Raw genomic sequence first — 25,214 nt, forward strand, 5'->3', positions numbered from 1 at the left:
ATCCTGCGCCAATACATCGAAGAACAGCAGACTCCCAACCAGGACGCCTGCGGCGTCCGCGCTCTCGACCTGGGGCTAAACCCCGAGGCTTCTCGCGCATAGGGTGATACATTAGCGCCCCGCGACACAGCCAGGACCGTCCATGCCGAAGAACGCTGCCCCCTCCACCAACCTGACCCTGATCGACGTCGCCAAGGTGGCCGGCGTATCGCCGATCACCGTGTCGCGGGCCTTGAGCCGTCCGGAGGTGGTCAGCGAGCAGACCCGGCAGAAGGTCATGGCAGCGGTGCGCCAGACCGGCTACGTACCGAACATGCTGGCCGGCAGCCTGGCCAGCAACAAAAGCCGCTTGGTCGCCATCTTTCTGCCGACCATGGCCAACTCGATCTTTGCCGACACCGTGCAGGCCCTGATGGACCGGCTGACCCAGGCGGGTTATCAGACGTTGCTGGGGTTGACCGGCTACAGCGCCGAACAGGAAGAGAAACTGCTCGAAGCGATCCTCGGCCGACGACCTGACGGCATCGTCCTGACCGGCACTTTGCACACCGAGGCCAGCCGCCTGCGCCTGGCTCAGTCGGGCATCCCGGTGGTGGAAGCCTGGGACCTGGCCGACGATCCGCTGGACATGCTGGTGGGGTTCTCCCACGAACAGGTTGGCCAGGCAATTGCCCGCCATCTGCTGGACAAAGGCTACCAGCGCTTTTCGATCCTCAGCCTCGGCGACCCACGCGGTTTGCGACGTAGCCACAGTGTGATGGACGAACTGGCCCGGCATGGCATCAGTGACGTCCCGCTGCAAGTCATGACCCCGCCGGCGACCCTGAAAACCGGTCGTGACGGGCTGCAACAGTTGCTGGATCAGGCGCCGCTGCCGCAAATCATCGTCTGCAGCTCCGACACCATCGCCCAGGGCGTGCTGGCCGAAGCCGCCAGCCGTGGCCTGCGGGTGCCGGAGGATCTGGCAGTGATGGGGTTTGGTGACCTGAGCAGTGCCGCACAGGTGCACCCGGCACTGTCCACGGTGAGCGTGGACGGTCATCTGATCGGCCAAAAAGTTGCCCAGGCTTTGCTGGACCGTTTCAATTGTGCTGACAACATCGGCGAACCGGTGCGTATTGATACTGGTTTCAGCTTGATCGATCGTCAAACAACTTAAGTCCCCGAAGCAATCAAGCGACCAATCAGCACTTGAATGATTGCGCAATCATCGTATGATCCGATTATTCAGGTACTGGCAAAACCGCAAGCCTGTTTTTTTGAAGTAAAGATGATTGCGCAATCATGAGTCCCGAGAAAGCTCCACCCTTGCGCGCAGATCATGAAAGTCTACACCCTCAAGGAGAGCGACATGACCGTACAACAACCAGACCGCCCATCCGCCGACCACGACCAGATTGCCTGGATCAAGGTGTCGTCGGTCTTCCTGCCGCTGGCCAACCCGATCAGCGATGCCAAGGTACTCACCGGTCGGCAGAAGCCGATGACTGAAATCGCCATGCTGTTTGTCGAGATCCAGACCAAAGATGGCCACAGCGGCCTGGGGTTCAGCTATTCCAAGCGTGCCGGCGGCCCAGGCCAGTTTGCCCACGCCCAGGAAATCGCCCCGGCGCTGATCGGCGAGAACCCCAGCGATATCGCCAAGTTGTGGACAAAACTCTGCTGGGCCGGTGCTTCGGTAGGCCGCAGCGGCCTGTCGACCCAAGCCATCGGCGCCTTCGATGTCGCGTTGTGGGACCTCAAAGCCAAGCGCGCCAACCTGTCGCTGGCCCGCTTGCTCGGCGCCCAGCGTGACTCGGTGCGCTGCTACAACACCTCAGGCGGCTTTTTGCACACGCCGCTGGAGCAACTGCTGAAAAACACTGAGTTGTCGCGGGAAAAGGGCATCGGCGGCATCAAGCTCAAGGTCGGCCAGCCTGATTGCGCGGTGGATATCCAGCGGGTCAGCACAGTGCGCAAACACCTTGGGGATAACTTCCCGTTGATGGTCGACGCCAACCAGCAGTGGGACCGCCCGACCGCCCAGCGTATGTGCAGGCAGTTCGAGGCCTACAACCTGGTGTGGATCGAGGAGCCGCTCGATTGCTACGACGCCGAAGGCCACGCCGCCCTTGCCCAGCAGTTCGATACGCCGATCGCGACCGGTGAAATGCTCACCAGCGTGGCCGAGCACGCCGAATTCATCAAACTGCGCGGCGCTGACTATCTGATGCCTGACGCGCCGCGGGTCGGCGGTATCACACCGTTCCTCAAGGTCGCGGCCATGGCCGAACAGGCCGGGGTGATGCTGGCCCCGCACTTTGCCATGGAGCTGCATGTGCACCTGGCAGCCACTTACCCGACCGAACCGTGGGTCGAGCACTTCGAATGGCTTGAACCGCTGTTCAACGAACGTCTGGAAACCCGCGACGGACGCATGCTGGTGCCCACCCGCCCCGGCCTGGGCCTGTCGTTGAGTGAACGAGTTGCCGGCTGGACGGCGCAAAGCGTGGAAATCGGCCAACGGCCGTAATGCTTGCAGAAGCAAAGGGGCTGGCACACTCGCAGCATCGATTGCGAATGTGCCGCTGTCTTTGCTGGCAACCGGAGCGCCGCCCGGCCGCGCCTGCGAATTAACCACGACCAATCACAGTGCGGTAGGAAAAAAACGGTCATCGGGCGCGCAACACTAAGCGCAACTAACAGGCGCAGAGCGAAACGGTTAAACGCAATCTCTTAATGAAACTTAATGAATAAGCCGCTGCGCGGCTCGCTATAGTCAGCCCCACAAGCGCCGCGCTTAGAACGCTGCGTCGTTTAACCAACCAAGTAACCTCCCCGCTCAGCCTTCTTTATGGCTTTCCCGGTTCAACCGGCATCCCCCGGCCACCCGGGGGTCAGGACTGTTTGTAACGGTTTTGATTCAATTCAGTAAAAAAGTGTTAGACGCCAGTCTATCGGCTAATGCACAATGCCGAAAATTGAGAACGCTTATCATTCGCTTAAGCTTGAACAAGTCACGCTGCGCGAATAAGGGGAAGTCGCCATGCGTATTCTGGTAGTCGAAGACGATGCTTCAGTCAGCCACTGGTTGAGCAGCAAACTGCATGCATGCGGGCATAACTGCCGCCTGGTGGACGATGGTGAAGATGCTTTGCAGATGATCAGGCAAGAAGCATTCGATGTGGTCGTGCTCGACCGGATTCTGCCGCGCATGGACGGCATCGAAGTGCTCAATCGCCTACAAGGCTCGCCTCGCCCGCCGGTCCTGATTCTGTCGGCCAACGACCAGACCAGTGACCGGGTCGATGGCCTGCGGGCCGGTGCCGAAGACTATCTGGGCAAGCCTTTCGACTTCACCGAACTGCTGCTGCGCCTGGAGATCCTCGCCCGGCGCCGTGCCCAGACGGCCGGCAACGAAAGTATCACCATCCAGGATCTGCATATCGATATCACCCTGCGCAAAGCCCAGCGGGCCGGGCAGGCCATCGAGTTGACCGACAAAGAGTTCCGACTGCTGCATCTGCTGGCCGAACACACCGGGCAGACCGTCACTCGCAGTATGGTGCTGGAGCGGGTCTGGGGCTATCACTTCGATCCGCAGACCAACCTGATCGATGTGCATATGTCCAAGCTGCGCACCAAGATCGACAAGGGTTACTCCCACAGCCTGTTACGAACGATACGGAGCAGCGGTTATGTCCTGGGCTAACGCTCGGGCCACTCTCGAATCCAGTAATCTGCAACAAGCGGCAACCAGCGCATTCATCTGCCTGCTCATCTCCCTCTTGTCAGTATTCGGTAGCGTTTGCCTGCTCGATAACGTGATGCACAGCCATGTCAGTGACATGCTGCTCAACGAAGCGCGCTCGCTCAAGGCGCGTAGCCAGGGGGACGCCGCCTTCATCGTGCAGACCCTGCGTGCTCAGGATACCTACGAGAGACGCCCGGAATACCATTCGGTGGTGGTCGATGCCGCCGGCAAGGCACTGTATGGCGCCAGCCACCTGATTGCGTTGCTCGATTGCCCGCCGCCGCAGACCTGCAAAGGCCAATGGCGACGCCTGACGGTCAACCGCGGCGACGGACGCCCGCAGGAACTGCTCGGCCTGCTGACCCATCTCAATGACGGCTCGAAGTTCTTTGCCGCCTATGACCTGCGGCCGATGCTTGAACGCACCCAGATCATTCCGTTGCTCGGCGGCGCCGCGCTGTTCACCATCCTGCTCGGCAGTCTGGCGGTCAGCCTGCGTTACAGCCTGCACAGTCTGGCGCGGATCGACATGATCCGCGATGCCTTGCAGCGCTTTGCCTCCGGCGACCACCGTGCGGCACCGCCCCAGGACCCTTACGGTGACGAAATCGACCGCCTGGGCGTGGAGATCAACTCCAGCCTGACGCGCATCAACAACCTGATGACTGAAGTGCGCAACGTCACCAGCCATATCGCTCATGAACTGCGCACACCCCTGACCCGCCTGCAAAATCGTCTGGTCAGCGCCGCAGAAAAAACTGAAGGCGAGATTCACGACGAACTGCTCGGCGCCGTGGCCGAGAGCGAACGGTTGCACAGCCTGTTCCGCGCTGTAATGCGCATTGGCGAAGTGGAAAGCGGACGTTGCGCGCACACCTTCGGGCAATTCGCGGCCCGTGAGCTGCTCGAAGACCTGCACGAGTATTACCTGCCGCTGGCCGAACAGCGCGGCTCACCACTGTTGGTCCAGGTCGAAGGCAACTGCCTGGTCAAGGGTGACCGCGACCTTCTGTTCCAGGCCCTGGCCAACATGACTGACAACGCCCTGAAGTACTCGCCGCCTGGCGCCACCGTGCAGTTGTATGCACGTCGCTACCGGCAGCGGGTCGAGATCGGCGTGGCCGACCATGGTCCGGGGATCGCAGCAGAGAAACGCAGCCAGGCCACTGACCGCTTCCAGCGTCTGGACACCGCCAACATGATCGAAGGCCACGGGCTGGGCCTGACCCTGGTCAAGGCGATTGCCGAGTTGCACAGCGCCGATCTGAGCCTGCAGGACAACGATCCGGGCCTGCGCATTGCGCTACTGATCGAGCGCGGCCAGCGCGACACGCTTCCTTAAGCACTCTTAATGATCGCAGCGTTGCCACTAAACGAGAACAAATCTTATTCTCCGCCGCATCCAACCCTGCCCCTCTCCCGCGGTCTGTGGCCGCTATTGCAAAGGATTATTTCGATGCGTGAATCCATCAAGGCGTTTCTCAAAGACGAAAGCGGCGTAACGGCGATCGAGTACGGCATCCTCGCCGCCTCCATGGCGGCCGCCATTGGCTTGATCTTCGGCAGCGACGGCGAGTTCATTACTGCCCTGCGCGAGCGCTTCACCGCCATCGCCGACCAGATCAGCACCACCAACAACAACAGCAAATGATCAACTCACTACCGGCACTGGCCTGCCTGGTGCTGCCACCGGCCCTGATCTGGGCCAGCCTGACCGACCTTTTGTACCGGCGCATTCAAAACCGCGTGGTACTGGGTTTGCTGGCGCTGTGGCCGGGAGCGGTGATCGGCGCTGCGCTGGCTGCCGAGCAGCCGACACAGATGCTGATCGGTGCGCTGTGGGCGATGCCCGGTGCCGTGGCCGTGCTGGTAGTGGGATTTGCGCTGTTTCGCCTCGGCCGGGTCGGCGCAGGCGATGTGAAGTTGATGGCCGTGATGTGCCTGTGGATGAGCGCCGTCGATCAACTGGCCTTCATCATCGTCACCTCGCTGGCCGGTGGTCTGCTGGCTTTGCTGCTGCCCTTTATCGGGCTGTTTGAACGGATGCTGGCCCTGGCCTGGTGGCGTGTCTCACGTGCCCTGCCAGGCCAGCATGAGATGCCGCAGTGTCTGGGCGATGCGCCCGTGCCGGGTATTCCTTATGCGCCTGCAATTGCCATAGGTGCCTTGTTCACGCTGTTCATTCCTATCTACTCCTAAGTCATGAACCTTCGATGAAAAAGAACTCCCTGCTCCTGCTGGTCACTGCTGTGTTCCTGGCCACTGGCGTGGCCCTGCTCGCGCGCAGCCTGCTGGCCCCGCCCAAGGCGCCACCACCGCCGCCTGCGGCCGTCGTCGAACAACCTCTGGAAGAGGTGCTGGTGGCCTCGCATGACATCGAGCCGGGAGACTTCATCGACAGCTCGCATCTGGTCTGGAAACCGGCCAAGGACAAGCCCAGCCGCTCGCTGTACTACATCCGCAACCGGGACACGATGGACACGCTCTACGGCGCCACCGTGCGCGAATCGATCAAGGCCGGCGAAGCCATTCGTACCCACCGGATCATCCGTCGCGGCGAGCCAGGCTTTTTGGCCGCTGTATTGGCCGCGGACATGCGCGCGGTTTCGATTCCGACCAGCCGGGTAGAAAGCAACTATGGCCTGGTGTCACCAGGCGACCGTGTCGATGTGATTCTCGGCCTGGAGCGCACCGAGCAGGCTTCGGTCAGCGCCGAGGTGACCCCGCCGTTCCTCGCGGCGCAAACCATTCTGCACGACGTCAGGGTCCTGGCCCTGAACAACGTGACCGGCAGCGACCCGCAGATTCGTGACGCTGAAGCCAAGGCCGAGCCCGGCAAAAGCACCCCGCCAGCCAAAGCCAATACCTCTTTCGAAACCGTGACGCTTGAGGTCGACTCGCGGCAGGCCGAGAAACTCGCCGTGGCCAAGGAAATCGGCACGCTGCAGCTGGCCTTGCGCCCATTGCGCGCCTCAACGCAGAGCGAACCTGAGCCGATACACGCATCGAGCGTCACCACGCTGCGCGGCACCACTGACGTGTATGCCAACACCACGCCCCCAGCCTCTGCGCCCCAGGAAACGCCAAAGGTGTTGGCGTTCCGGGGTAACGCCAAGGAAGTCATTGGCGGCCCGGCCCAATAACCGAACAACGCACCGGTGCCACAGGCACCGGGCAGCACAGCCTCTAACGGAATCACCCCAATGACGCTCATCGTTACTCGCTCCGCGGCGCGGCGGCCCCGTTGCCTCTTGACTGCCGCCTTCGCCCTGCTGGCCGGCCTGCCTTGTGTTGCCCTGGCCCAGCCGCCGGCATCGGCAGTGCCGTTCAATGAAGTGGCCACGACCCAGGAAGTCAGCCTGTTCGTCAAACAGGGCCGGTTGCTCAAACTGCCGGCTGCCGCCGCCAAGATCATGGTGGCCGACCCGAAAGTCGCCAGCTTCCAGGTGCCGTCACCCGATAGCGTGTTCGTATTTGCCGAAGCGGCTGGCTCCACCAGCCTGTATGCAATGGATGGCAACGACAGGATCATCGCGGCGATTCGTCTGAACACCGGTTATGACCTGGAGAAGCTGCGCCGCCAGCTCAATGACGAGATTCCCGGTGCCAATATCGAGTTCGCCAGCGCTGCCGGCAATGGTCTGATCGTGCGTGGCAAGGTACGTACGCCGATTGAAGCGCGTCAGGTCATGGCCAGCGTCAACGCGGCCCTCGGCGCCGCTGACAACTCCGTGACATCGCAAGGCTCGCCGCCCACGCCGGGAGTGCCGCGCATCATCAACCAGTTGCAGGTCGAACTGTCGGCGCAGGTCAATATCCGCGTGCGGGTGGTCGAAGTGTCGCGCAGCCTCAACCATCAACTGGGCCTGAACTGGGATGCGGTGATCAACAGCGGCAAGTTCACTCTGGACCTCGGTGCTGCCGCAGCCGCCAGCAATAGCGTGCGCTTCACGGACGGCAACCTGACCGGCGTGCTCAATGCCATGAGCGAGGAAGGCATGGCGACCCTGCTGGCCGAGCCCAACCTGACCGCCATGTCCGGCGAGACCGCAGGCTTTGCCGCCGGCGGCGAAGTACCGGTGGTGATCATTACCAACAACAGCGTAAACATCGACTACAAAGCCTACGGCGTCATCCTGCGCATGACCCCGACCCTGCTGTCGCCCAACCGCATCAGCCTGCGGATCGCCCCGGAAGTCAGCGACCTGGCCGACGAAGGTTCAGTGACCCTGGAAGGCGGCTCGCTGATCCCGGCGCTGAAAGTCCGCCGCGCCGAGACCACCGTCGAACTGGCCAGCGGCCAGAGCTTCGCCCTGGCCGGCATGCTGCGCAGCAACGCCAGCCAGCAGTCCGATGGCATTCCGGGAATCCGCAAGATTCCGGGGGTGGGCCGCCTGTTCGAGTCCGAAACCAGCAGCCAGGAAGACACCGAGCTGGTGATTCTGGCCACCGCCTATGTGGTCGACCCGGTCAATGAAAGCCAATTGCAGGTGCCCGGACGCGGCCTGCCGATGATCGATGCGCAGATGCCGGCCCGTGCCAGCGCCGGCTACCTCTACTGAGCCAGGAGAACCTTTCATGCCTCTACGTCTTTCCACGATGCTGCTGGTGATCGGCCTGCCATTGGTGCTTGTTGGCTGTAACCATCAGGTCAACAATATCCGCGCCAAGCGCTTCGCCAACCCGCCCTTGCAGGCCATCGAAGTCCAGCCTTCGGCACTCAGCCTGGAACTGCAGACCACCGCCAACGGCCAGAGCTTTACCCCGGCGTCGATCGACAGCCTCAACCAGTTGCTGATGAGCCAGGGCCGGCTGAACAATCAGACCCTGACGTTGATTCCGCAAAGCCCGGCCGGTGAGCGGATCGCCGCACGCCTGGGTCAGGCCCTGCGTGCCCGCGGCCTGCCCGCTGAACAACTGCGCCTTGAAGCGCTGCGCCTGCAAACCAATGGCAACACCGACCTGACCGTGGTTTCCGAAGCGCTGGTGGTTCAGGTGCCCAAATGCGGCATTTCCCAGCCACAGGTCTGGAGTGTCCAGCCGTACGCCGCGCTGGGCGGCCTGGGCTGCGCCAACCAGGCCAACATCGCCGCGATGGTCTCCAACCCTCGCGACCTGATTTCCCCGCAAGCACTGGCCGCCGCCGACGGCACCCACGCCAGCAACGCGGTACAGCGCTACCACGAAAACGACCTGCCAGAACTCATCGATATCAACTTCGACAACGACGACTAAGGAGTCCCGCATGAGCAGCCCTCAGCCAAAACTTGTTGCGCAACCCTCTGTCTCGAACGTCGGTATTGCCGTGTTTGCAGGCTCCCCGGCCCAGGCCAGCGAACTGGGCACGTTGCTTGAGCGTCTGGGCGAACGCAGCGTCCACGTCCAGGCCGGTGGTTGCCAGGCGGCAATCAACTGGTGCGCCGCGCAGAACGCACCGGTGCTGCTGGTCGACCTGGAGGGTGAAAAAGCGCCACTGCAAACACTCGCTGAGTTGGCCGCGCAGTGCGAGCCGGGCTGCAACATCGTTGCCATGGGCAGCGACTCGGATGTCGACCTGTACCGCGCGCTGCTGCACAGCGGCGTGCTCGACTACCTGCTCAAGCCAGTACGCCTGGATCTGCTGGCCAGCACCCTGGAACGCAGCCGCAGCGAACACAAAGACAGCTTTGCCCGCACCGGCCGGACCATCGCCGTGACCGGCTGCGCCGGTGGCCTGGGCGCCAGCAGTGTGGTGGCCGGCATCGCCCAGTTGCTGTCCAACGTGCGCCACATGCCGGTCGCGGTGGTCGATTACGACCGCCATAAAAGCGACCAGAGCCTGCTGCTCGGTGCCCAAGGCAGTGCCGGACTCGACAGCGTACTCGACAGCCCGAGCATTGATACCCGCTTGTTGCAACGCGCCTTACTCAGCGTCAATTCGCGCCTGCACCTGATGGGTCAGTCCAGTACCGCCGCCGTCAAGCCGGTCGACACCCACCATCTGCTGAGCCTGGGTGCCAATCTGTGCCAGATGTTCAACCAGGTGATCTGGGACCTGCCGGCCACCCATTGCCCCGAGGCCATGGAAATTCTGCGCCACAGCGAGACCCGTATCGTGCTTACCGACCTCAGCGTTCAGGGTGCACGTAACACCCAGCGCCTGCTCGGTCTGATCGGCGATGAAAGCGACGGCCAGCAATTGTTGCTGGTGGCAAACCCGGTGCACGGCACGCAGACCAGCATCAGCGGCGCGCAGTTCGAAGACTTCATCGGCCGCCGTCTGGACCTGCACCTGCCACACGCCGGCAACGCCCTGAGTGAAAGCCTGCTGACCGGCCCGTTGTCGCTGGAGCGCCTGCCGGCCTTGCGCCAGACACTGCTCAACCTCGCTGACCTGGCCTGCGGCCGTCACCCTGAAAGCGTCCAGCCCACCGGCCTGCTCGACCGCCTGAAACTGGCGATCGGCCGCCGCGCCGCCTGAGGATCTCACCATGCTGATCAGAAAAGCCGCAGCGGCGCAGGTCATCCGCCAGGAACAACCAGCGCAGAACGACGAGATCCAGAAAACCGCTGGCACCCGCGCCCAACAGGCCATCAAGGGCGACACGCCGAGCATGGCCAACCGCCGCCTGTTGCGCACCTTTTTGTATGACCAGATCGACCCGCTCAAAGCCGCAGCGATGAGCCGTGACAAGCTGCTGGCGCAGATCGAGACCCAGGTGCGGCGCATCTGCGACGAGAAACGCCTGCAACTGTCGCGCAGCGAAGAAGAGCAGACCGCCACCGAAGTGCTCGACGAGATGCTCGGCATCGGCCCGATCCAGCCGCTGCTCAGCGATGACAGCGTCAACGATATTCTGGTCAACGGTGCCGGCCAGGTGTTTGTCGAACGCTTCGGCAAACTGGAACTGACACCGATCACCTTCCTCGATGAAGAACACGTGTTCAACACCGCCCAGCGTATCGCTGCCGGTGTGGGCCGACGCATCGACGAAGCGCACCCGATGGTCGATGCACGCCTGGCGGACGGCAGCCGGGTGAACATCATCACCTACCCGCTGGCACTCGATGGCACGACCATCTCGATTCGTAAGTTCATGCGCCGCAACATGCCCCTCGAAGCCCTGGCCACCCGCCAGGCGATGTCGATGGACATGGTTCAGGTGCTGGAGCGGGCGATGATCGCGCGGCTGAATATCATCGTTTCCGGCGGTACCGGTGCGGGCAAGACCACCTTGCTCAATGCCTTGTCGCAAAAGATCGACAACGCTGACCGGGTGGTAACCATTGAAGACGCCGCCGAACTGCAATTGCAGCAAACCCACGTGGTGCGTCTGGAAACCCGCCCGGTGAGCGCCGAAGGCAGCGGCAAGGTCGACCAGCGCGACCTGGTGCGTAACGCCCTGCGGATGCGCCCGGACCGTATCATCCTCGGTGAGGTGCGTGGCGGTGAGTGTTTCGACATGCTCCAGGCCATGAACACCGGCCATGACGGCTCACTCAGTACGGTGCACGCCAACACCCCGCGTGACGCCATCATGCGTCTGGAAAACATGGTGATGATGGCCGGCATGCAACTGCCGCTGGAAGCCATCCGCCGTCAGATCGCCAGTGCGGTGCACATGATCGTGCAGGTCGAGCGCCAGCGTGACGGCATGCGCCGGATCGTTTCGATCACGGAAGTGTGCGGCATGGAAAACGACGTGATCCAGACCCAGGAGCTGTTTGGCTTCCAGGTCCGCTCGGTGGCGGCCGACGGCAAGTTGGTCGGCGACTTCGTTGCCAGTGGCCAGCGCCCGCACTTCTATACCGACCACGCGCACCTGTTCGGCGGGCACTGAAATGCAAGCCACGCTCGACCTGGTCACCCTGATGATCTTCATCTGCACCCTGTGTGTGGTCTACGGCCTGCTGGGACTGAGCAAGCGCCGCCAGCGCGCCCAGGCCGCCGAGCAGCGCCTAGCCCAACTGAAGCTGGAAACTGCGCCGCCTGCCGCCAACGCCGGTGTCATCGAGGACATGCTGCTCGAACTGCAGAACACCCCGCTGGCCGGCGTGCCGATCCTTGGCGACGCACTGGCACGGTTGTGGATGCAACTGGGCCTGCTGGGCTGGCACCACAACCTGCGCACCCGTGTGCTGGTGATGGCGATGGCCGGCGGCCTGCTGGGTGTATTGATGGGCCGCGATACGCCGATGCCCGGGCTGTTTGTGCCACTGATCGGCATCGCTGCCAGCGTGGCGCTGTTCGTCTTGCTGCTGCGCCAGGGTCTGGCCAAACACCACAAGGCCCTGCAACTGAGCCTGCCGCAAGCCATCGATGCGCTGAACCGCACCTGCCGCGCCGGTGTGCCGGTGAGTAACGCCTTCAGCCTGGTCGCCGAACACCTCACCGGCCCCTTGGCCACCGAATTCCTGATCATCGACCACTGGTTGCGCCTCGGCGTGCCGCTGCGCCGGGTCATGAAGGAATCGGCGCTGCGCGTGCCGCTGGCCGAGTACCGTTTTTTTGCGGTGATCCTGATCATCAACCAGGAGTCCGGCGGCCGTCTGGGCGAGACCCTGGACCGGCTGGCCAGCACTCTGCGCGAGCGTCACGAACTGCAACTGAAGATTCTTGCCAAGACCTCCGAAGCCCGCGCCTCGGCCAAGATCGTCGCGGCGCTGGTGCCGTGCATGATGCTGTACATGTACTTCAACGCACCGGCGGACTTTCGCTTTCTGCTCAGCGACCCGACCGGCAACAAGGTGCTGATCTATGTGCTGAGCAGCGTGATTCTGGGCCTTTCGATTATCCAACTGATGGTCCGGAGGGTGCGATGAACCACCCTGCGCGCCGCGGAGCTTGTCATGCCTGAAGCCACTGTGATCCTCGCCATCGGCTTGATGCTGTGCTCGGTGTTGCTGCTACTGATGTACCTGCAAGGCAACCGCAACCCATTGAAAACCCGTCTGGGCGAGGCCGACAAGCCCCCGGAAGAAAGCCCGCAGCAAGCCGATATCCTGCGCGATGAATCCACCGTTCTACCGCCCGCGCTGCAACGCTTGCTGCCGCCGCTGGCACGCATCGGCGAGCACCTGGCCGGGACCGAAAGCGACCGCCAGCAACTGCGCACCCTGTTGAGCATGTCAGGATTTCGCGCAGCCGACGGCCTGGGCCTGCTGATGGCGGCCAAATATGCCTGCGGCCTGCTGTTTGTGGCGGTGATGCTGCTGGTGGTACTCGATGCCCAGCAGCGCAGCAGCATGACCGGGCTGGCCGGCGGCCTGATCGGCCTGTTTGTCGGCACCGTGCTGCCTGAAGCCTGGCTCAAGTGGCGGGCGGCCAAGCGCGGTGGCCGGCTGTCGCGCAGCCTGCCCGACGGCCTGGACCTGATGGTGATCTGCGCCGAGGCCGGCCTGCCGATCGGCCGGGTGCTGCAAGTGGTGTCCAAAGAGCTGTCGCTGTCGGCCCCGGAACTGGCCGATGAACTGCGCTACACCTTTGCCGAGTTGCAGATTCTCAGCGACCGCGCCAAGGCCCTGCAGAATCTGGCCGACCGCTGCGGCGTGCCGGAAATGGAAAAGATGGTCTCCACCCTGCTGCAGGCCGAACGCTACGGCACCCCGTTGTCGGTGGCGCTACGGACCATTTCCGATGAAAGCCGCAAGACCCTGATCCTTAATCTCGAAGAACTGGCCGGCAAGCTGCCGGCGCAAATGAGCATGCCGCTGATGCTGCTGGTCCTGCCACCGATCATCGCCATGATGGGCGCCCCGGCGATGATTCGCCTGGTGCGCATGCTCGCCGGAAACTGACCCTTTATGGAGCCCACGATGTCTGGAACCTTGCGATTGCTGGCCCCGTTGCTGCTGGCCGTGACCCTGACCGGCTGCGCCGGCCTGCCCACCGCCAAGAGCGAAGCCGGCGCCAGCAGCGCCGACCCCGAGCAAGCCTTGCGGCTGGCCCGCCTGCTGCGCGACAACGGCCGCATGGCCGCCGCCTACGGGGTCTACGCGCGCGCCGACCAACGTGGCCAGCTCAGCCCTGAACAGTCGCTGGAATACGCCCAGGTCAGTTCTGCGATTCTTACCCCGCTGGACGCCCTGCCACTGTACGTCCGCGCCCGCCAGCGGCTGGCCGACGACAAGCTCAGCGCTGAGCAGCGCTTCAACCTGTGCCTGGGCATCGGCCGCGGCCAGTTGGCCTCCAGCCAGTGGAGCGGCGCCACGGACAGCTTCAACTGCGCGTTGCAGGCCAAACCGGCCAATGCCGAAGCCCTCAATGGCCTAGCCGTCACCCACAGCGCCCAGGGCAACCAGCAGGAGGCCGAGCGCCTGCTCAATCAGGCATTGCAGTCAGACCCGAGCAACAAGGCCGCACTCAACAACCTGGCGCTGGGCAAACTGGCACAGAACCAGCCGCAAGCGGCCATCGACCTGCTCGAAGGCGCCGATCTTAAAAACCAGCCGACTCTGGTGCTGAACCTGGCCTTGGCGCATCTACTGCAACAGGATGAGCCAGGTGCCCGACAAGCCCTGCAACAGCACCTGCCGCGGGTGCATATCGAGCCGTTGCTGGCCGGGCTCAAAGGCAGCGCCCAGCGGATCCGCGACGGCCAGCCGCCGGCCCGTGAACTGCTCGCCGCCAGCCGCCACGCCCTGACGCTGGACGCCCTGCAATGAGACGCCGCGCAGCGCGGTATCGGCAGCGTGGTATCACCACCACCGAAACCGCCTTTCTGCTGCCGGTGATCCTCACCGGCCTGATGATGTTCTTTGAGCTGGCACGTCTGGCGCTGGTGGTGGTGATCGGCAACCTGGCGCTGGATTCCGCATTGCAAAGCCTGCGTCAGGAACGCACCCTGCGCCTGGACGACGAAACGGCGGTGGCGGCCCTGGTCGAACAACGCATGATCGCGGCGGCCTACGGCTATCTCGACAGCGGTGAGCTGCAGGTCGAGGTCAGCTCCTACAGCAGCCTGGAGGCGTTCGGCGAAGACACTCGGCGCGGCGAAGGCGATAACGCAAATGACAGCCCGATTCTGTCAGTCGAAGTCGGGCTGACTCAGGGCTGGCTCACGGCCCTGCCCGCCCTGCTGAATCTCTCGGACAGCTTTACCTACACCTACCGCCAAGTGGTGGGCAACCTGTTCCAGACGGAGCCCGACAGATGAAACGCAGTCAACGTGGCAGCGCTTCGATCGAAGCGGCCATTGCCCTGTCGGTGGTGATCACCGCCGGCCTGCTGGTCAGCGACCTGTACCTGCTCAGCCGCGCCCGCGCGGACCTTGAGCGCAGCACCGCTAGCCTGAGCAGCACCCTGTCCAACCAGAACCAGTTGACCGCTGAGGGCGTGGACGCGCTGCTCGATGCCCTGGTGGCCGAGCGTGGTGACCGTTACCAGTTCCATGTCGGCAAGGTGCTGCTTGACGGCACCGTCAGTTGGCAACTGGCTCTGGGAGCGGCCGATGGATTGTGTGACAGCCCGCTGGGCAGTGACACCTACCAGGGCCCATTGCCTGAGCGTGACCCCGAAGCCGACAACGGGCGGGTCGCGCTGCTGGTGGTGCGTGGCTGCCAGGACAGCGACCAGTTAGGCATGGGCAGCCTGGGGCTGGGTGGCAAAGTCCTGCAGGCCGACGCCATCAGCCGTCTGCGGATGGCCAATATCAAGCTCGACGAAGCACTGTCGAACCAGGCCGGGATTCCTTACGTCGAGTGATAGACCGGCCCGGCCGGGCAATCCTTAAGCCATTTTAATGAAGCCGTTCTTGTGGTTAGTCGAGAAGAATTCTTATTCTCGCCACCACTCGAATCACCCCAGTCATCACGGGCAAGGCTTCATGAAATCCTTCCACACCAGCACCCCAATCTGCACACGCCGCACTCAACGCGGCAGCGTCTTCCCGATGATGCTGCTGATCTTTGGCGGGCTGCTGCTGACCAGCGGGTTCGTGCTCGACAGCGTGACGCTGAACACCGACACCAGCCAGATCAAGCGCGCCACCGACGCTGCGGCCATGGCGCTGGGCCGCACTCATCCGCAGTACAAGGACGACGGAGCCAGCCTGCAGCGCCTGGCGGACGAATACGTGCGCGCCAACTTGGGGCTTAACAGCGCCGTGGCTGACAATCTGAGCGCTGTGCGAGTGACCAGAGGTACCAGTGAACAGGGCAATGCGACCTATCAGGTCAGTGCGACGCTGACCAATCAGCCGTTGATGATTGGCACCGGTAATCGTGATCTGACGGTCAGTTCCACCAGTGAAACCCGTCAGATGTCCACCGAAGTGGCGCTGGCGTTGCCCAATACCAATACCGAAACAAACAGCGACCTGGCGGCATTAAGACGATTGGGCAAGCACTTCGCTGAAGAGTTGATTGGCGACAGCACCAACACCTGGCTGGCACTGGTGCCGTTCAGTCAGTCGGTCAGTGTCTACGACGCCAGCCAGCAAGGGCGCATCCGAGCCTGGGCCATCCCGGCCGAGCTCAGACCCGTGGAGCTGACATCGTTGTTCAGGTCCGGCTACGGCAGTCTGGCCGATGGCCGAATCCCTGATCGGGTGGCAAGGCTGTTGTGCATGTATCGCGGTCTTAACCGCGGTGAAAACTACTTCTGGGATCAGGCTCCAGCCGGTCAGTTCCGGGTTTACTACCGCCATGACCTGCCTGAAAACGGCAGCCCCGGCGCGCCGCCGATCTCGTGGATAGGCCCGCTGCCCATGGACGGCCAGGCCACTGGAACCAACCACATTCGCTACATGGTGGCCGACCGAGGCTGCCCCTCGGCGCCCTTGCTGCCGCTGACCAACGATCTCAACGCGATTGGCGAGCGACTCGACGCCATGTCAATCCGCTTCAACGTTAACTACGCCATTGCCATGGGCTGGGCGGCCATGGCCCTCGCTCCGGCGTTCCGGGGTACAGCGGGTTGGGATCTGCCGGACGACCTGCCGAAAGATTTCGACGACGGCAGTAACGAGCGCCTTAAAGCGATCGTGCTGGTGGCCAACTCCAGCAGAACCGACTGGTTCGACTCCGACGCTTACAACACCTATGTGGGCCAAGCCATACAAGGCGTTGACCAAGGTAGCGGCAACGATCCGCAAATCATCACCCAGCGCTTTGCCAATCTGTGCAATAGCTTCAAGGCCCGGCGTTTGAAGTTCTACCTGATCGTCACTGGAAAAGACGAAGCCGACGAAGGCGAACAAGGCAGCGCTTCGCGTTTTCGCCAGGTTGCGGGGGCCGGGCTCACAGCCTGCGCCGAAAAAGCCAGTGACCTGACCTACATCAACGGGCCCGACTTCGTAACCTCCGAGGGCGCCATACGCCAACGTCTTGAGCAGATCGTCGAAGACTTGCGCCAGCAAAGCAATTTTGTCCGCCTCATCGAATGACAGCGGCGAACCAACCTTTCTCTCTTTTCCGACCCAAGGCCATCATGACTACTCGCCGATCTGCAAGCCGCTCCCACCGGGCCCTGGCCCTGGAACCCCGTATTCTGCTCGATGCCGCCGCAACGGCTACCGCCGAAACGATCATCGCTGCCACCGACACCAAGCCTGGGGTAACCGCCAAAGGTGTACAGGCGACCATCGGGATCAGCCAAACCGACACCTTGCAAAGCGTTGACCTGTTCAGCGGCGTGAGCGTGACTGCCGACAACAGTGAACAGCCGCTGAGCACCCTGGTGATCAATGTCACCAGCACTGGCAGTAATCAGGCGCTAGTCATTGATGGCAGCACCATTACACTCGAAGCAGCCAGTGGCGAAACGACCAATAACGCTTACTTCTTCACCACTGAAGTCAGCGCGTTGACCACCACCATCACACTTCAGCTCAATGCCTCCTTTGCCAATAGCGCAGCGGACATCGGCCGGCTGATAGACAGCATCAGCTATGCAACGCTGGATAACAGTGTCGAGAGCCGTAATGTCACGGTCACCCTGACCAGCCTCAGCGACGAGGGAGACACCACGGAGTTGGGGATCCGCTCGACCATCGCGGTGACCAGCACAATTAATGTCGCCCCGCAACTGACCAACGACACCGCATTACACGCAGCCGAGCAGTTCACCGCCGCAACGCTGAGCGGTGCCAGCGAAGTGATCTATTCCAGCGATGGCCGATATGCCTATGTGGCGGGAGAAAACAGCATCTCGGTTTTCACTGCCGACAGCCTTGGGCGCCTGACATTGACCCAGACGCTGAGCGATGCCAGCGCGCTGGGCAGCATTAGCCATATGGCGATCAGCGGTGACGGAAAGTCGATCTATACCCTTTCCGGTGACAACAAAATCAGCCTGTTACGCGCAGCCTCAGACGGGCAGCTGACCTATGTTGCAAGCTATGAAACACAAAACGGCAATGCCACAGGCAATCTGGCTGTGTCCAGCGACGGCGCGTATGTCTATGTGGGCACGCAATCGAACGGCCTGCTGATCCTCAACCGCGACACCAGCAGCGGTGCGCTGAACGTGATAGGTCGGGCGCCTGAGGACAACAGCCGCCACGCGACTGTCACCACCTCTGACAGGTACGTCTACGCACTCTACAACGATGGTGAGCCCTCGCTGTACGTCTACACCCGCAACAGTGACGGCACGCTTGAAACGATCACAAGCACCACCATGAGCGGCTGGCGCTTCCAGCCCGTGGCTTACGCTTTACAGGCCTCTGCCGATGGTCAGTATGTGTTCATCGGTGACCCGGAAAATGATGCCCTGCTGGTCTACAGGTTTGATGGCAGCGCTCTGACGCGACTGAGCAGCACGTCCTTGAGCGGTATCAGTGACCTGGCCCTGAACAGTACCGGCACGCTGCTGTACACCTCACAGCGCGACGGCACCCTGACAACCTACAGCGTGGCCAGCAACGGTGCCTTGAGCCAGCTCAGCAGCAAAGTCAGTAGCAGTGGTGCAAGCGATATTGCACTGTCGCGCGACGGCCTGTCGCTGCTGGTCGCGGGCAGCAGCTTGGGCCGCTACACCAGTGTCCAGACCCTGAGTGCCGGGCAGCCATCGAGCTTCGCCAGCGGCCTGACCCTGCGCGACAGCAACTACGATGCACTGGCCAGCGGTGCGGGCAACTACGACGGGGCGAAGATCACCGTGAGTGCGAACACCACTGGCGGTACTTTCAGCCTCGTTGGCAGCAATGGTCTGACCTTGAGCAACAACGTGATCAGCCGCAATGGCAGTGAAATCGCCAGCCTGAGCCGCAGCGGCAACAACCTGACCGTGACCTTCAATGCCGCCGTCACCACAGACGTTGCCAATCAGGTGCTCAAGCAGCTCACTTACAGTAACAACAGTGCGGCACCCGGTGCGCTGATCCGTCTTTCGGTGAGCAGCACCGACCAGGCCTTGAGCAGCAATACCCAGGAAGTCGTCCTGCGCGTCAATACCGGGCCGCAAGTTCACAGCTCAGCCGCCAGCTACACACTTCCCGAGGCAACCAGCGAAACCTCTTACAGCCATGTCTTGCCGGCCACCCTGATTCAGGATGCCGACGGCGATGCGCTGATCTGGAGCGTCACCGGCCTGCCTGAGGGGCTGAGTTTCGATGCCGCCACCCGGACGATTTCCGGCAGTGCCATGGTCATCGGTCCCTTTCCTGTGACCACTGCGCTGACGTTCACTGCTACCGATAGCACTGGTGCCAGTGACTCGTTTACGGTGGATCTGGTGATCGAGCAGATCGCCAACCGCGACCCGCAAGCCAATCCGGCCATCCCCGGCACGCTGGCGCATGCCACCGAAAACACCCCCTATAGCGTGGTGCTCAATCGCGAACTGTTCATCGACCCCGACAGCCGCTACGGCGACACTCTGACCTGGGCGGTGACCAGCACGTTGCCCGCAGGACTCAGCTTCGACCCAGCCACGCGCACCCTCAGCGGCACAACTACCGCACTGGGTAACTACAGCGTCACGGTCACGGTCACCGATAGCGACGGCAAGACCGCAACCCGCACCCTGCTGCTCAGAGTGATCGACCAGACTGAAACCGACAACCGCCCGCCTGGGCTGAACCTCGACGTCAGCCGTCAGACCTATACCGGCGATGGCCGCGTGACCGGCGCTGACTATGCCGTCTACGACATTGAGCTGGCACCCAATGACCAAACGCTGGTCGTGATGGGCAACCCCAACCCGGGAGCCGCACTCACGCCAACGGCAAACAGCAGTGTGTATGTCTATGCCCGTGATCCCCAAACCGGTGACCTGACCCTGTTGCAGACCTTTGTTCAGGGTGCCAGTAACGATGGCAATGCCAGCAACGGTATCGAAATCAACGGGCTGACCGGCGGCACGTCGATTGCCTGGTCGGACGATGGCAGTTACCTGTACACCGTGGGCAAGAACTCAAGCAACGACTACGTGATCAACGTACTGAGAGCCAACGGCGACGGTACCTTGAGCGCCACGACCCTGGGCACCCTGCTGGGCACCGAACAGATCAAACAGATCACTGTCTCGGCCGATGGCAACACGGTGTATGCCGTCAGCAGTAACCGTGTCTACAGCGTGCAGGTGGCGACCGATGGCGCGCTGACCTTGAAGGGCAGCTATACCGAAGTCAACACCACTTCGGCCTCCGATATTGAGGTCGATGACAACGGAACGGTCTACGTCCAAAGCAGCGCTCAGTTAAACCTGTACCGCACCAATGCCGACAGTACCCTGACCTATCTGGGCAAACTCAGCCGCAGCGGTACCACGCTCAATTACATTGATGCCAGCAACGCCAGCCGTGTCGTTGCAACCCTGCCTTCGGGCAGTGCTTTCGATGCGATGCGCGACTTGACCGTCAGCAAGGACGCAACGATCTACCTGGTCACCGGCGTCTCCAACTACGTCACGGCACTGAACTACGACCGCACCAACAACAGCATGAGGCTGGTGACGACCTTTAACGCCAACCAAAATCTGGGCGGTATGCCTTGGTCGGTCGAACTGTCAGCCGATGGCAGTGCGCTGTACGTAGGCAGCCATCTGCTCGGCTCTTTCGGTATCTACGATATCAACGCCGACGGCACGCTCACCTGGGCTCGCAATACGACCAACAGCGGCGGCAACGGCTTGCGTATGGCGGTGTCGGCAGACGGCGCATCGGTGTACATGGGCGGTTACGTCTATGCCACCGGCCTTGGTCAGGTCAGCATCAGCAACGACATCTCGCTTGACTACCTTGAAGACAGCACCATCACCCTGGCCAATGGCCTGACCCTGAGCGACCGGGAATATGATGCGCTGAACGGCGGAGCCGGCAACTACAAGGATGCCGTGATCCGCCTGGAACGTGCCGCCGGGGCCAATGCCAATGACAGCTTTGGCTTCACCGCTGGCAACAACCTGACGCTGGAGAACGCAGAGATCCGTCTCAACAATGCCGTCATCGCGACCTTCAATGACAGCAACGGCACACTGCTCCTGACCTTCACCGGCAATGTCAGCACCGCCGTGGCCAACCAGGTGCTGCAAGGCATCACCTACACCCATACTGATACCAGCGAACCTGACAACCGCATCGTGCTGCAGCTGTCGGTAAACGATGAGTACATCGCATCGTCGCTGAATGTGAATCTGAGTGTTATCCAGATCAACGATGCACCGACCCTGACCGCAACCGGCGCAACGGCTGACGTCCTCGAAGGCGCCACACCGGTCAGCCTGTTCAGTGACGTGGTCGTGTCCGCCGTCGAAGCCGATCAGGTCATCATGAATATGACGCTGACCGTGACGGGGCTGACTGATGGCGAGAACGAGACCCTGATTGTTGGTGGACAAACGACGGCCCTGATTGATGGCGGCTTTGGCTCCACTGACGACTACTGGTATCAAGTCACCCTGGCCGATGGCACCGCGACCATCGTCATCACCAGCTACAACGGATTTACTGGCAGCGCTGCCGCGACCCTGCTGCAAAGCCTGAGCTACGCCAACACCAGCGAAGACCCGACCGCTGGCGAACGCAAAGTGAGCCTCACCGCTGTTGGCGATAATGGCGGCACCGACAACGGTGGCAAAGACACCACCGATCTGACCGACCTGAACCTCACCGCCAGCGTCACGGTGATTCCGGTCAACGATGCCCCGACCCTGCAAGCCACACCGCGCACGGCCGGCCACGGCAGTGCCGGGGTAAACGCCACGCTGTTTGAAAACGTAGAACTGTCGACCGTCGAAAGCCGCCAGACCATCAGCAAGGTGACCTTCACCGTGACCGGGCTGCGCGACGGTGCTGATGAGAACCTCAACCTCAACGATACCCGTATTGCGCTGGTCAACGGTGCGGGCAGCAGCGGCAACTACAGCTACACCGTGACCCTGAACGGCAGCACTGCAACGGTGGTGGTCACCGCCACCAGCGCCTCTGCCGGTATCGCTGCCAGCGATGCCCAGACCCTGATCGCCGGGGCCAGTTACACTCACCTCAGCGAAACCCCAAGCGGCGGGCCGCGCAGCTTCAGCCTGAGCGTGCAGGACAGCGGCGGCACCGCCAACACAGGCGTCGACACCACCACTCTGACCGGCACCACCGTCCTGACCGTGGCGCGCAATACCGCGCCGCAACTGAGCGGCGGGCCAGACCTCAGCAACCTGAGCGTGGCAGGCAGCCTGACCACGGTCACCGGCCTGGACAACCTGACGGCCAGCGCCCTGAGCCCTGGCGGTGAGCACCTGTATGTACTGGACAGTGACGGCGAGCTGGCGATTCTGAGCCGCAACGCCACCAGCGGTGAGCTGCGGCTGCTGCAAACCCTGGACACCAGTCTTACCTCTGCCTCGGCAGTACAGCTCAGCGCCGATGGCAGCCGAGTGTATGTACTGGGCAACGACAGCGACAGCCTGGTGGTGTTCAGCCGCAGCAGCGATGGCAGCCTCGCCGCAACGCAGACCCTGACCACCTCGAACGTGGTTGGTCTGGCGGCCAGCCGCGACGGTGCAGCCCTGTACCTGATCAACGACACCGGCCTGCAGGTCTATAACCACGACAACAACAGCCAGTACAGCCAGGCCCAGAGCCTGCTGGCCTCTGCTGATCCGCGCCTGGCCGGTGCGGTGCAGGTCGAAGCAGCGAACGGCTATGTCTATGTGCTCACCGCTGCGGCCGACGCCAACGCGGCCAACACCCTGATCGTCTATCAGGCCGCCAGCGATGGTCAGCTCAACGCTGTCGCGTCGCTGCCGGGCGCTCAGCAGGGCAATGAGCCCGCCGTGGTGCTGGACGATGCCGTGGCGGTTGCGGTATCCGCCGACGGCCGCACGATTTTTATCGCCAGCAGCACCGGGGTGGCCCAAGTCAGCCTCGATACCACTGCCAGCACGCCGAGCCTCAGTTACAACAGCCCGCTGAGCGGCCTGAGCAATGTCACCGGCGTGGCGTTGTCGGCCGACGCCGACACGCTGTATGTCACCTCCAGCGACGGCAGCATCAACCGCTACAAGGTCGAGGCTGGCGCCTTGACCCTGCTGCAGGGCATCACCGCCACCGATCAGCCAGCGTTGAACGGGGCCGCGCAAGTGCGGGCCGCCGGCAGTGACGCCGTGGTGGTGGTCGGCAGCGGCGGTATTGTCAGCCTCAATGACCGCCTGGCCAGTCAGATCCCGCTGACCTACACCGAGAAAGGCAACAGCATCCTGCTGGCCGAAACGTTGCGCCTGAGCGACGCCGACAGCGATGAACTGGCCAACGGTGCCGGCAACTACAAAGACGCCAGCATCACCGTCAGCCGCCAAGGCACTGCCAACAGCGCTGACCGCTACAGCCTGCAAGCCGGTGACGGCCTGAGCCTGGCCGACGGCGTGGTGTCGTTGCAGGGCAATGCCATCGCCAGCTTCGTGGTCAATGAGGGCACGCTGACCCTGACCTTTACCGCCGATGTCAGCACCGCCACCGCCAATGCCGTGCTCAACCGCATCAGCTACAGCAATGCTGGCGGCGATCCAGATGCCACGCTGAACCTGAACCTGCGATTCATCGACGCCAACTCAAGCAGCGCCAGTACCCTGCTGCAACTGACGGTAACCACGGTCAACGATGCACCGACCCTGACCAGCACCGCTGCCATACGTGACTTTATCCGCGGTGGCCAGGCCGTCAGCCTGTTCAGCGACACCGCTGTGTCCAGCGTGGAAGCCGGGCAGAGCATCAACACCCTGACCCTGACAGTCAGCGGTGTGAGTGACGGCGAAAGCGAGGTGCTGCGCGCCGATGGCAGCGATATCGCCTTGGTCGACGGCGGCAGCGGCACCACCAGCAGCGGTTACACCTATAGCGTCGCGCTCAACGCCGGCGTGGCCAGCGTGACGTTCAGCGCCAGCATCAGCGCCAGCGCAGCAGCGACGCTGGTCGACAGCCTGACCTATCGCAACAGCAGCGCCGAAGCGACGCTCGGCAATCGCACCGTCAGCCTGACGGTGTTGCAGGACGACGGCGGTACCGCCAATGGCGGCAGCGACACCAGCAACCTGACCGTCAGCGCCAGCGTAACCGTGCGCGACACCCCGCCGGTCACGCCACCGGTCACCAACCCCAACCCGCAGCCACCGGTCACCGAACCACCCGTGACCCAACCGCCAGTCACTGAAACGCCAGGTACTCAACCGCCGACCCAACCCCCGGTGACTCAACCGCCAGTGGCTGAAACGCCGGTCACCCAACCCCCGCTGGTCACCAACCCCGGCACACAGACACCAGTGGTCACCCCGCCGCTGACCCAACCGCCAGTGACCGCTATCCCGACACCGCTGCCGACGGTCAGCCTCGTAGGCAGCCAGCCAGCAGTGGCGGATAGCACGGCAAGCTTTGCCGAGTCGGTCTTCGAGACGAACGAAACCGACAGTGTCACCGAACAGCCAGAGCCAATCGCAGCGCCAGCCAATGCAGCGCTGACCACCCGCGAAGCCCGCTGGACCTCCAGCAGCGCGCTGAACAGCAGCGGCGAAACCGTGACCCAGCAACTGGTGCAGGCCGATGTGCTGCTGAGCAATAACCTGTCGCAGCCTGCGAGCAGCACCTTCGTGTTCCAGGGCTCGGCCCTGGTTGCCCAGGTCGACTCGTTTGCCGCAGGCTCACGCAGCGTCACCCTGGCGCTGCCAGCTCAGTTGCCCGATGGCACGGTCCCGAGCGCGGTCAGCCTGGCCAGCGGCCTGCCGTTGCCGAACTGGGTGCGCTTCGACGCCAACAGCGGCGAACTGCAGATCGACCGCGCGCAACTGGAACGGTTGGGCAGCGTACGCCTGATCCTCACCAGCCGCGATATCGATGGCCAGCCCATCCAGACCGAGCTGCGCATCGACGATGCCCGCCAGCCAGCCCCGCGCGCTGCGGCACCCGCTCGCGACGCCGAAGCCCAGACAACAGACGCACAGGATGTGCCTGAGCAACTGCGCCAGTCAGCGTCCAATACCTTGCTGGACGACGCCCGCACGCTGCTCGAAAGCCTCAGTGGCCTGAATGCTCAGACCCCTGCCCCTGCACGCCACACCGCCTGACACTTTTCA

The 25,214-nt window shown here is 62.7% G+C and carries 18 protein-coding genes; all 18 read left to right on the forward strand.

Translation table 11 applies throughout. From position 1 onward, the window contains the following. The first annotated feature begins 142 nt into the window (after positions 1–142). The 18 genes from NRB16_RS27125 (at position 143) to NRB16_RS27210 (ending at position 25,205) form a co-directional block, all read left to right on the forward strand. On the forward strand, positions 143–1,159 hold the full coding sequence (locus NRB16_RS27125; protein WP_257107373.1) for a LacI family DNA-binding transcriptional regulator: 1,017 nt from the start codon (positions 143–145) through the stop codon (positions 1,157–1,159). 192 nt (positions 1,160–1,351) lie between these two features. Further along, complete coding sequence (locus NRB16_RS27130; protein ID WP_257107374.1) at positions 1,352–2,512, forward strand: mandelate racemase/muconate lactonizing enzyme family protein; 1,161 nt, start codon at positions 1,352–1,354, stop codon at positions 2,510–2,512. 513 nt (positions 2,513–3,025) lie between these two features. Continuing rightward, the gene (locus tag NRB16_RS27135) at positions 3,026–3,691 is read left to right on the forward strand and encodes a response regulator transcription factor (protein WP_257107375.1); all 666 of its coding nucleotides are present in this window, start codon (positions 3,026–3,028) and stop codon (positions 3,689–3,691) included. After that, a complete protein-coding gene (locus NRB16_RS27140) occupies positions 3,678–5,075 on the forward strand; it encodes a HAMP domain-containing sensor histidine kinase (RefSeq protein ID WP_257107376.1) in 1,398 nt (465 codons plus the stop codon). The genes NRB16_RS27135 and NRB16_RS27140 overlap by 14 nt, the downstream gene beginning before the upstream one ends. Before the next feature lie 114 nt (positions 5,076–5,189). Then, positions 5,190–5,384 (forward strand): Flp family type IVb pilin, encoded by a 195-nt coding sequence (locus tag NRB16_RS27145; RefSeq protein ID WP_257107377.1) that lies wholly within the window; start codon positions 5,190–5,192, stop codon positions 5,382–5,384. After that, positions 5,381–5,932 (forward strand): prepilin peptidase, encoded by a 552-nt coding sequence (locus NRB16_RS27150; RefSeq protein ID WP_257107378.1) that lies wholly within the window; start codon positions 5,381–5,383, stop codon positions 5,930–5,932. The genes NRB16_RS27145 and NRB16_RS27150 overlap by 4 nt, the downstream gene beginning before the upstream one ends. Before the next feature lie 14 nt (positions 5,933–5,946). Continuing rightward, entirely contained in the window at positions 5,947–6,876 is a 930-nt protein-coding gene (cpaB, locus tag NRB16_RS27155) for a Flp pilus assembly protein CpaB (RefSeq protein ID WP_257107379.1), read from the forward strand. A 108-nt stretch (positions 6,877–6,984) separates the two neighbouring features. Further along, a complete protein-coding gene (locus NRB16_RS27160; protein WP_257107380.1) occupies positions 6,985–8,295 on the forward strand; it encodes a type II and III secretion system protein family protein in 1,311 nt (436 codons plus the stop codon). 16 nt (positions 8,296–8,311) lie between these two features. Beyond that, a complete protein-coding gene (locus NRB16_RS27165) occupies positions 8,312–8,968 on the forward strand; it encodes a CpaD family pilus assembly lipoprotein (RefSeq protein ID WP_257107381.1) in 657 nt (218 codons plus the stop codon). 10 nt (positions 8,969–8,978) lie between these two features. Beyond that, positions 8,979–10,193, forward strand: a complete 1,215-nt coding sequence (locus NRB16_RS27170; protein ID WP_257107382.1) for a CpaE family protein — start codon at positions 8,979–8,981, stop codon at positions 10,191–10,193. 10 nt (positions 10,194–10,203) lie between these two features. Continuing rightward, positions 10,204–11,553, forward strand: a complete 1,350-nt coding sequence (locus NRB16_RS27175; RefSeq protein WP_257107383.1) for a CpaF family protein — start codon at positions 10,204–10,206, stop codon at positions 11,551–11,553. A gap of 1 nt (position 11,554) precedes the next feature. Then, positions 11,555–12,535 carry a type II secretion system F family protein gene (locus NRB16_RS27180; RefSeq protein WP_257107384.1) on the forward strand — a complete coding sequence of 327 codons (981 nt, stop codon included), beginning with the start codon at positions 11,555–11,557 and terminating at the stop codon, positions 12,533–12,535. A gap of 27 nt (positions 12,536–12,562) precedes the next feature. Beyond that, a complete protein-coding gene (locus tag NRB16_RS27185) occupies positions 12,563–13,510 on the forward strand; it encodes a type II secretion system F family protein (protein ID WP_257107385.1) in 948 nt (315 codons plus the stop codon). A gap of 18 nt (positions 13,511–13,528) precedes the next feature. Continuing rightward, positions 13,529–14,377, forward strand: a complete 849-nt coding sequence (locus NRB16_RS27190; RefSeq protein WP_257107386.1) for a tetratricopeptide repeat protein — start codon at positions 13,529–13,531, stop codon at positions 14,375–14,377. Continuing rightward, positions 14,374–14,868, forward strand: coding sequence for a hypothetical protein (locus NRB16_RS27195; protein ID WP_257107387.1), 495 nt, complete (start codon positions 14,374–14,376; stop codon positions 14,866–14,868). The genes NRB16_RS27190 and NRB16_RS27195 overlap by 4 nt, the downstream gene beginning before the upstream one ends. Further along, positions 14,865–15,416, forward strand: a complete 552-nt coding sequence (locus NRB16_RS27200) for a hypothetical protein (protein ID WP_257107388.1) — start codon at positions 14,865–14,867, stop codon at positions 15,414–15,416. Before NRB16_RS27195 ends, NRB16_RS27200 begins: the two co-directional genes overlap by 4 nt. Positions 15,417–15,537: 121 nt before the next feature. Continuing rightward, on the forward strand, positions 15,538–17,097 hold the full coding sequence (locus tag NRB16_RS27205) for a hypothetical protein (protein WP_257107389.1): 1,560 nt from the start codon (positions 15,538–15,540) through the stop codon (positions 17,095–17,097). Between the two features lie 44 nt (positions 17,098–17,141). Then, on the forward strand, positions 17,142–25,205 hold the full coding sequence (locus NRB16_RS27210) for a beta-propeller fold lactonase family protein (RefSeq protein WP_257107390.1): 8,064 nt from the start codon (positions 17,142–17,144) through the stop codon (positions 25,203–25,205). Positions 25,206–25,214: the final 9 nt, after the last annotated feature.

The sequence above is a fragment of the Pseudomonas sp. LJDD11 genome, from assembly GCF_024584215.1.
In the GTDB taxonomy this organism is placed as follows: Bacteria; Pseudomonadota; Gammaproteobacteria; order Pseudomonadales; family Pseudomonadaceae; genus Aquipseudomonas.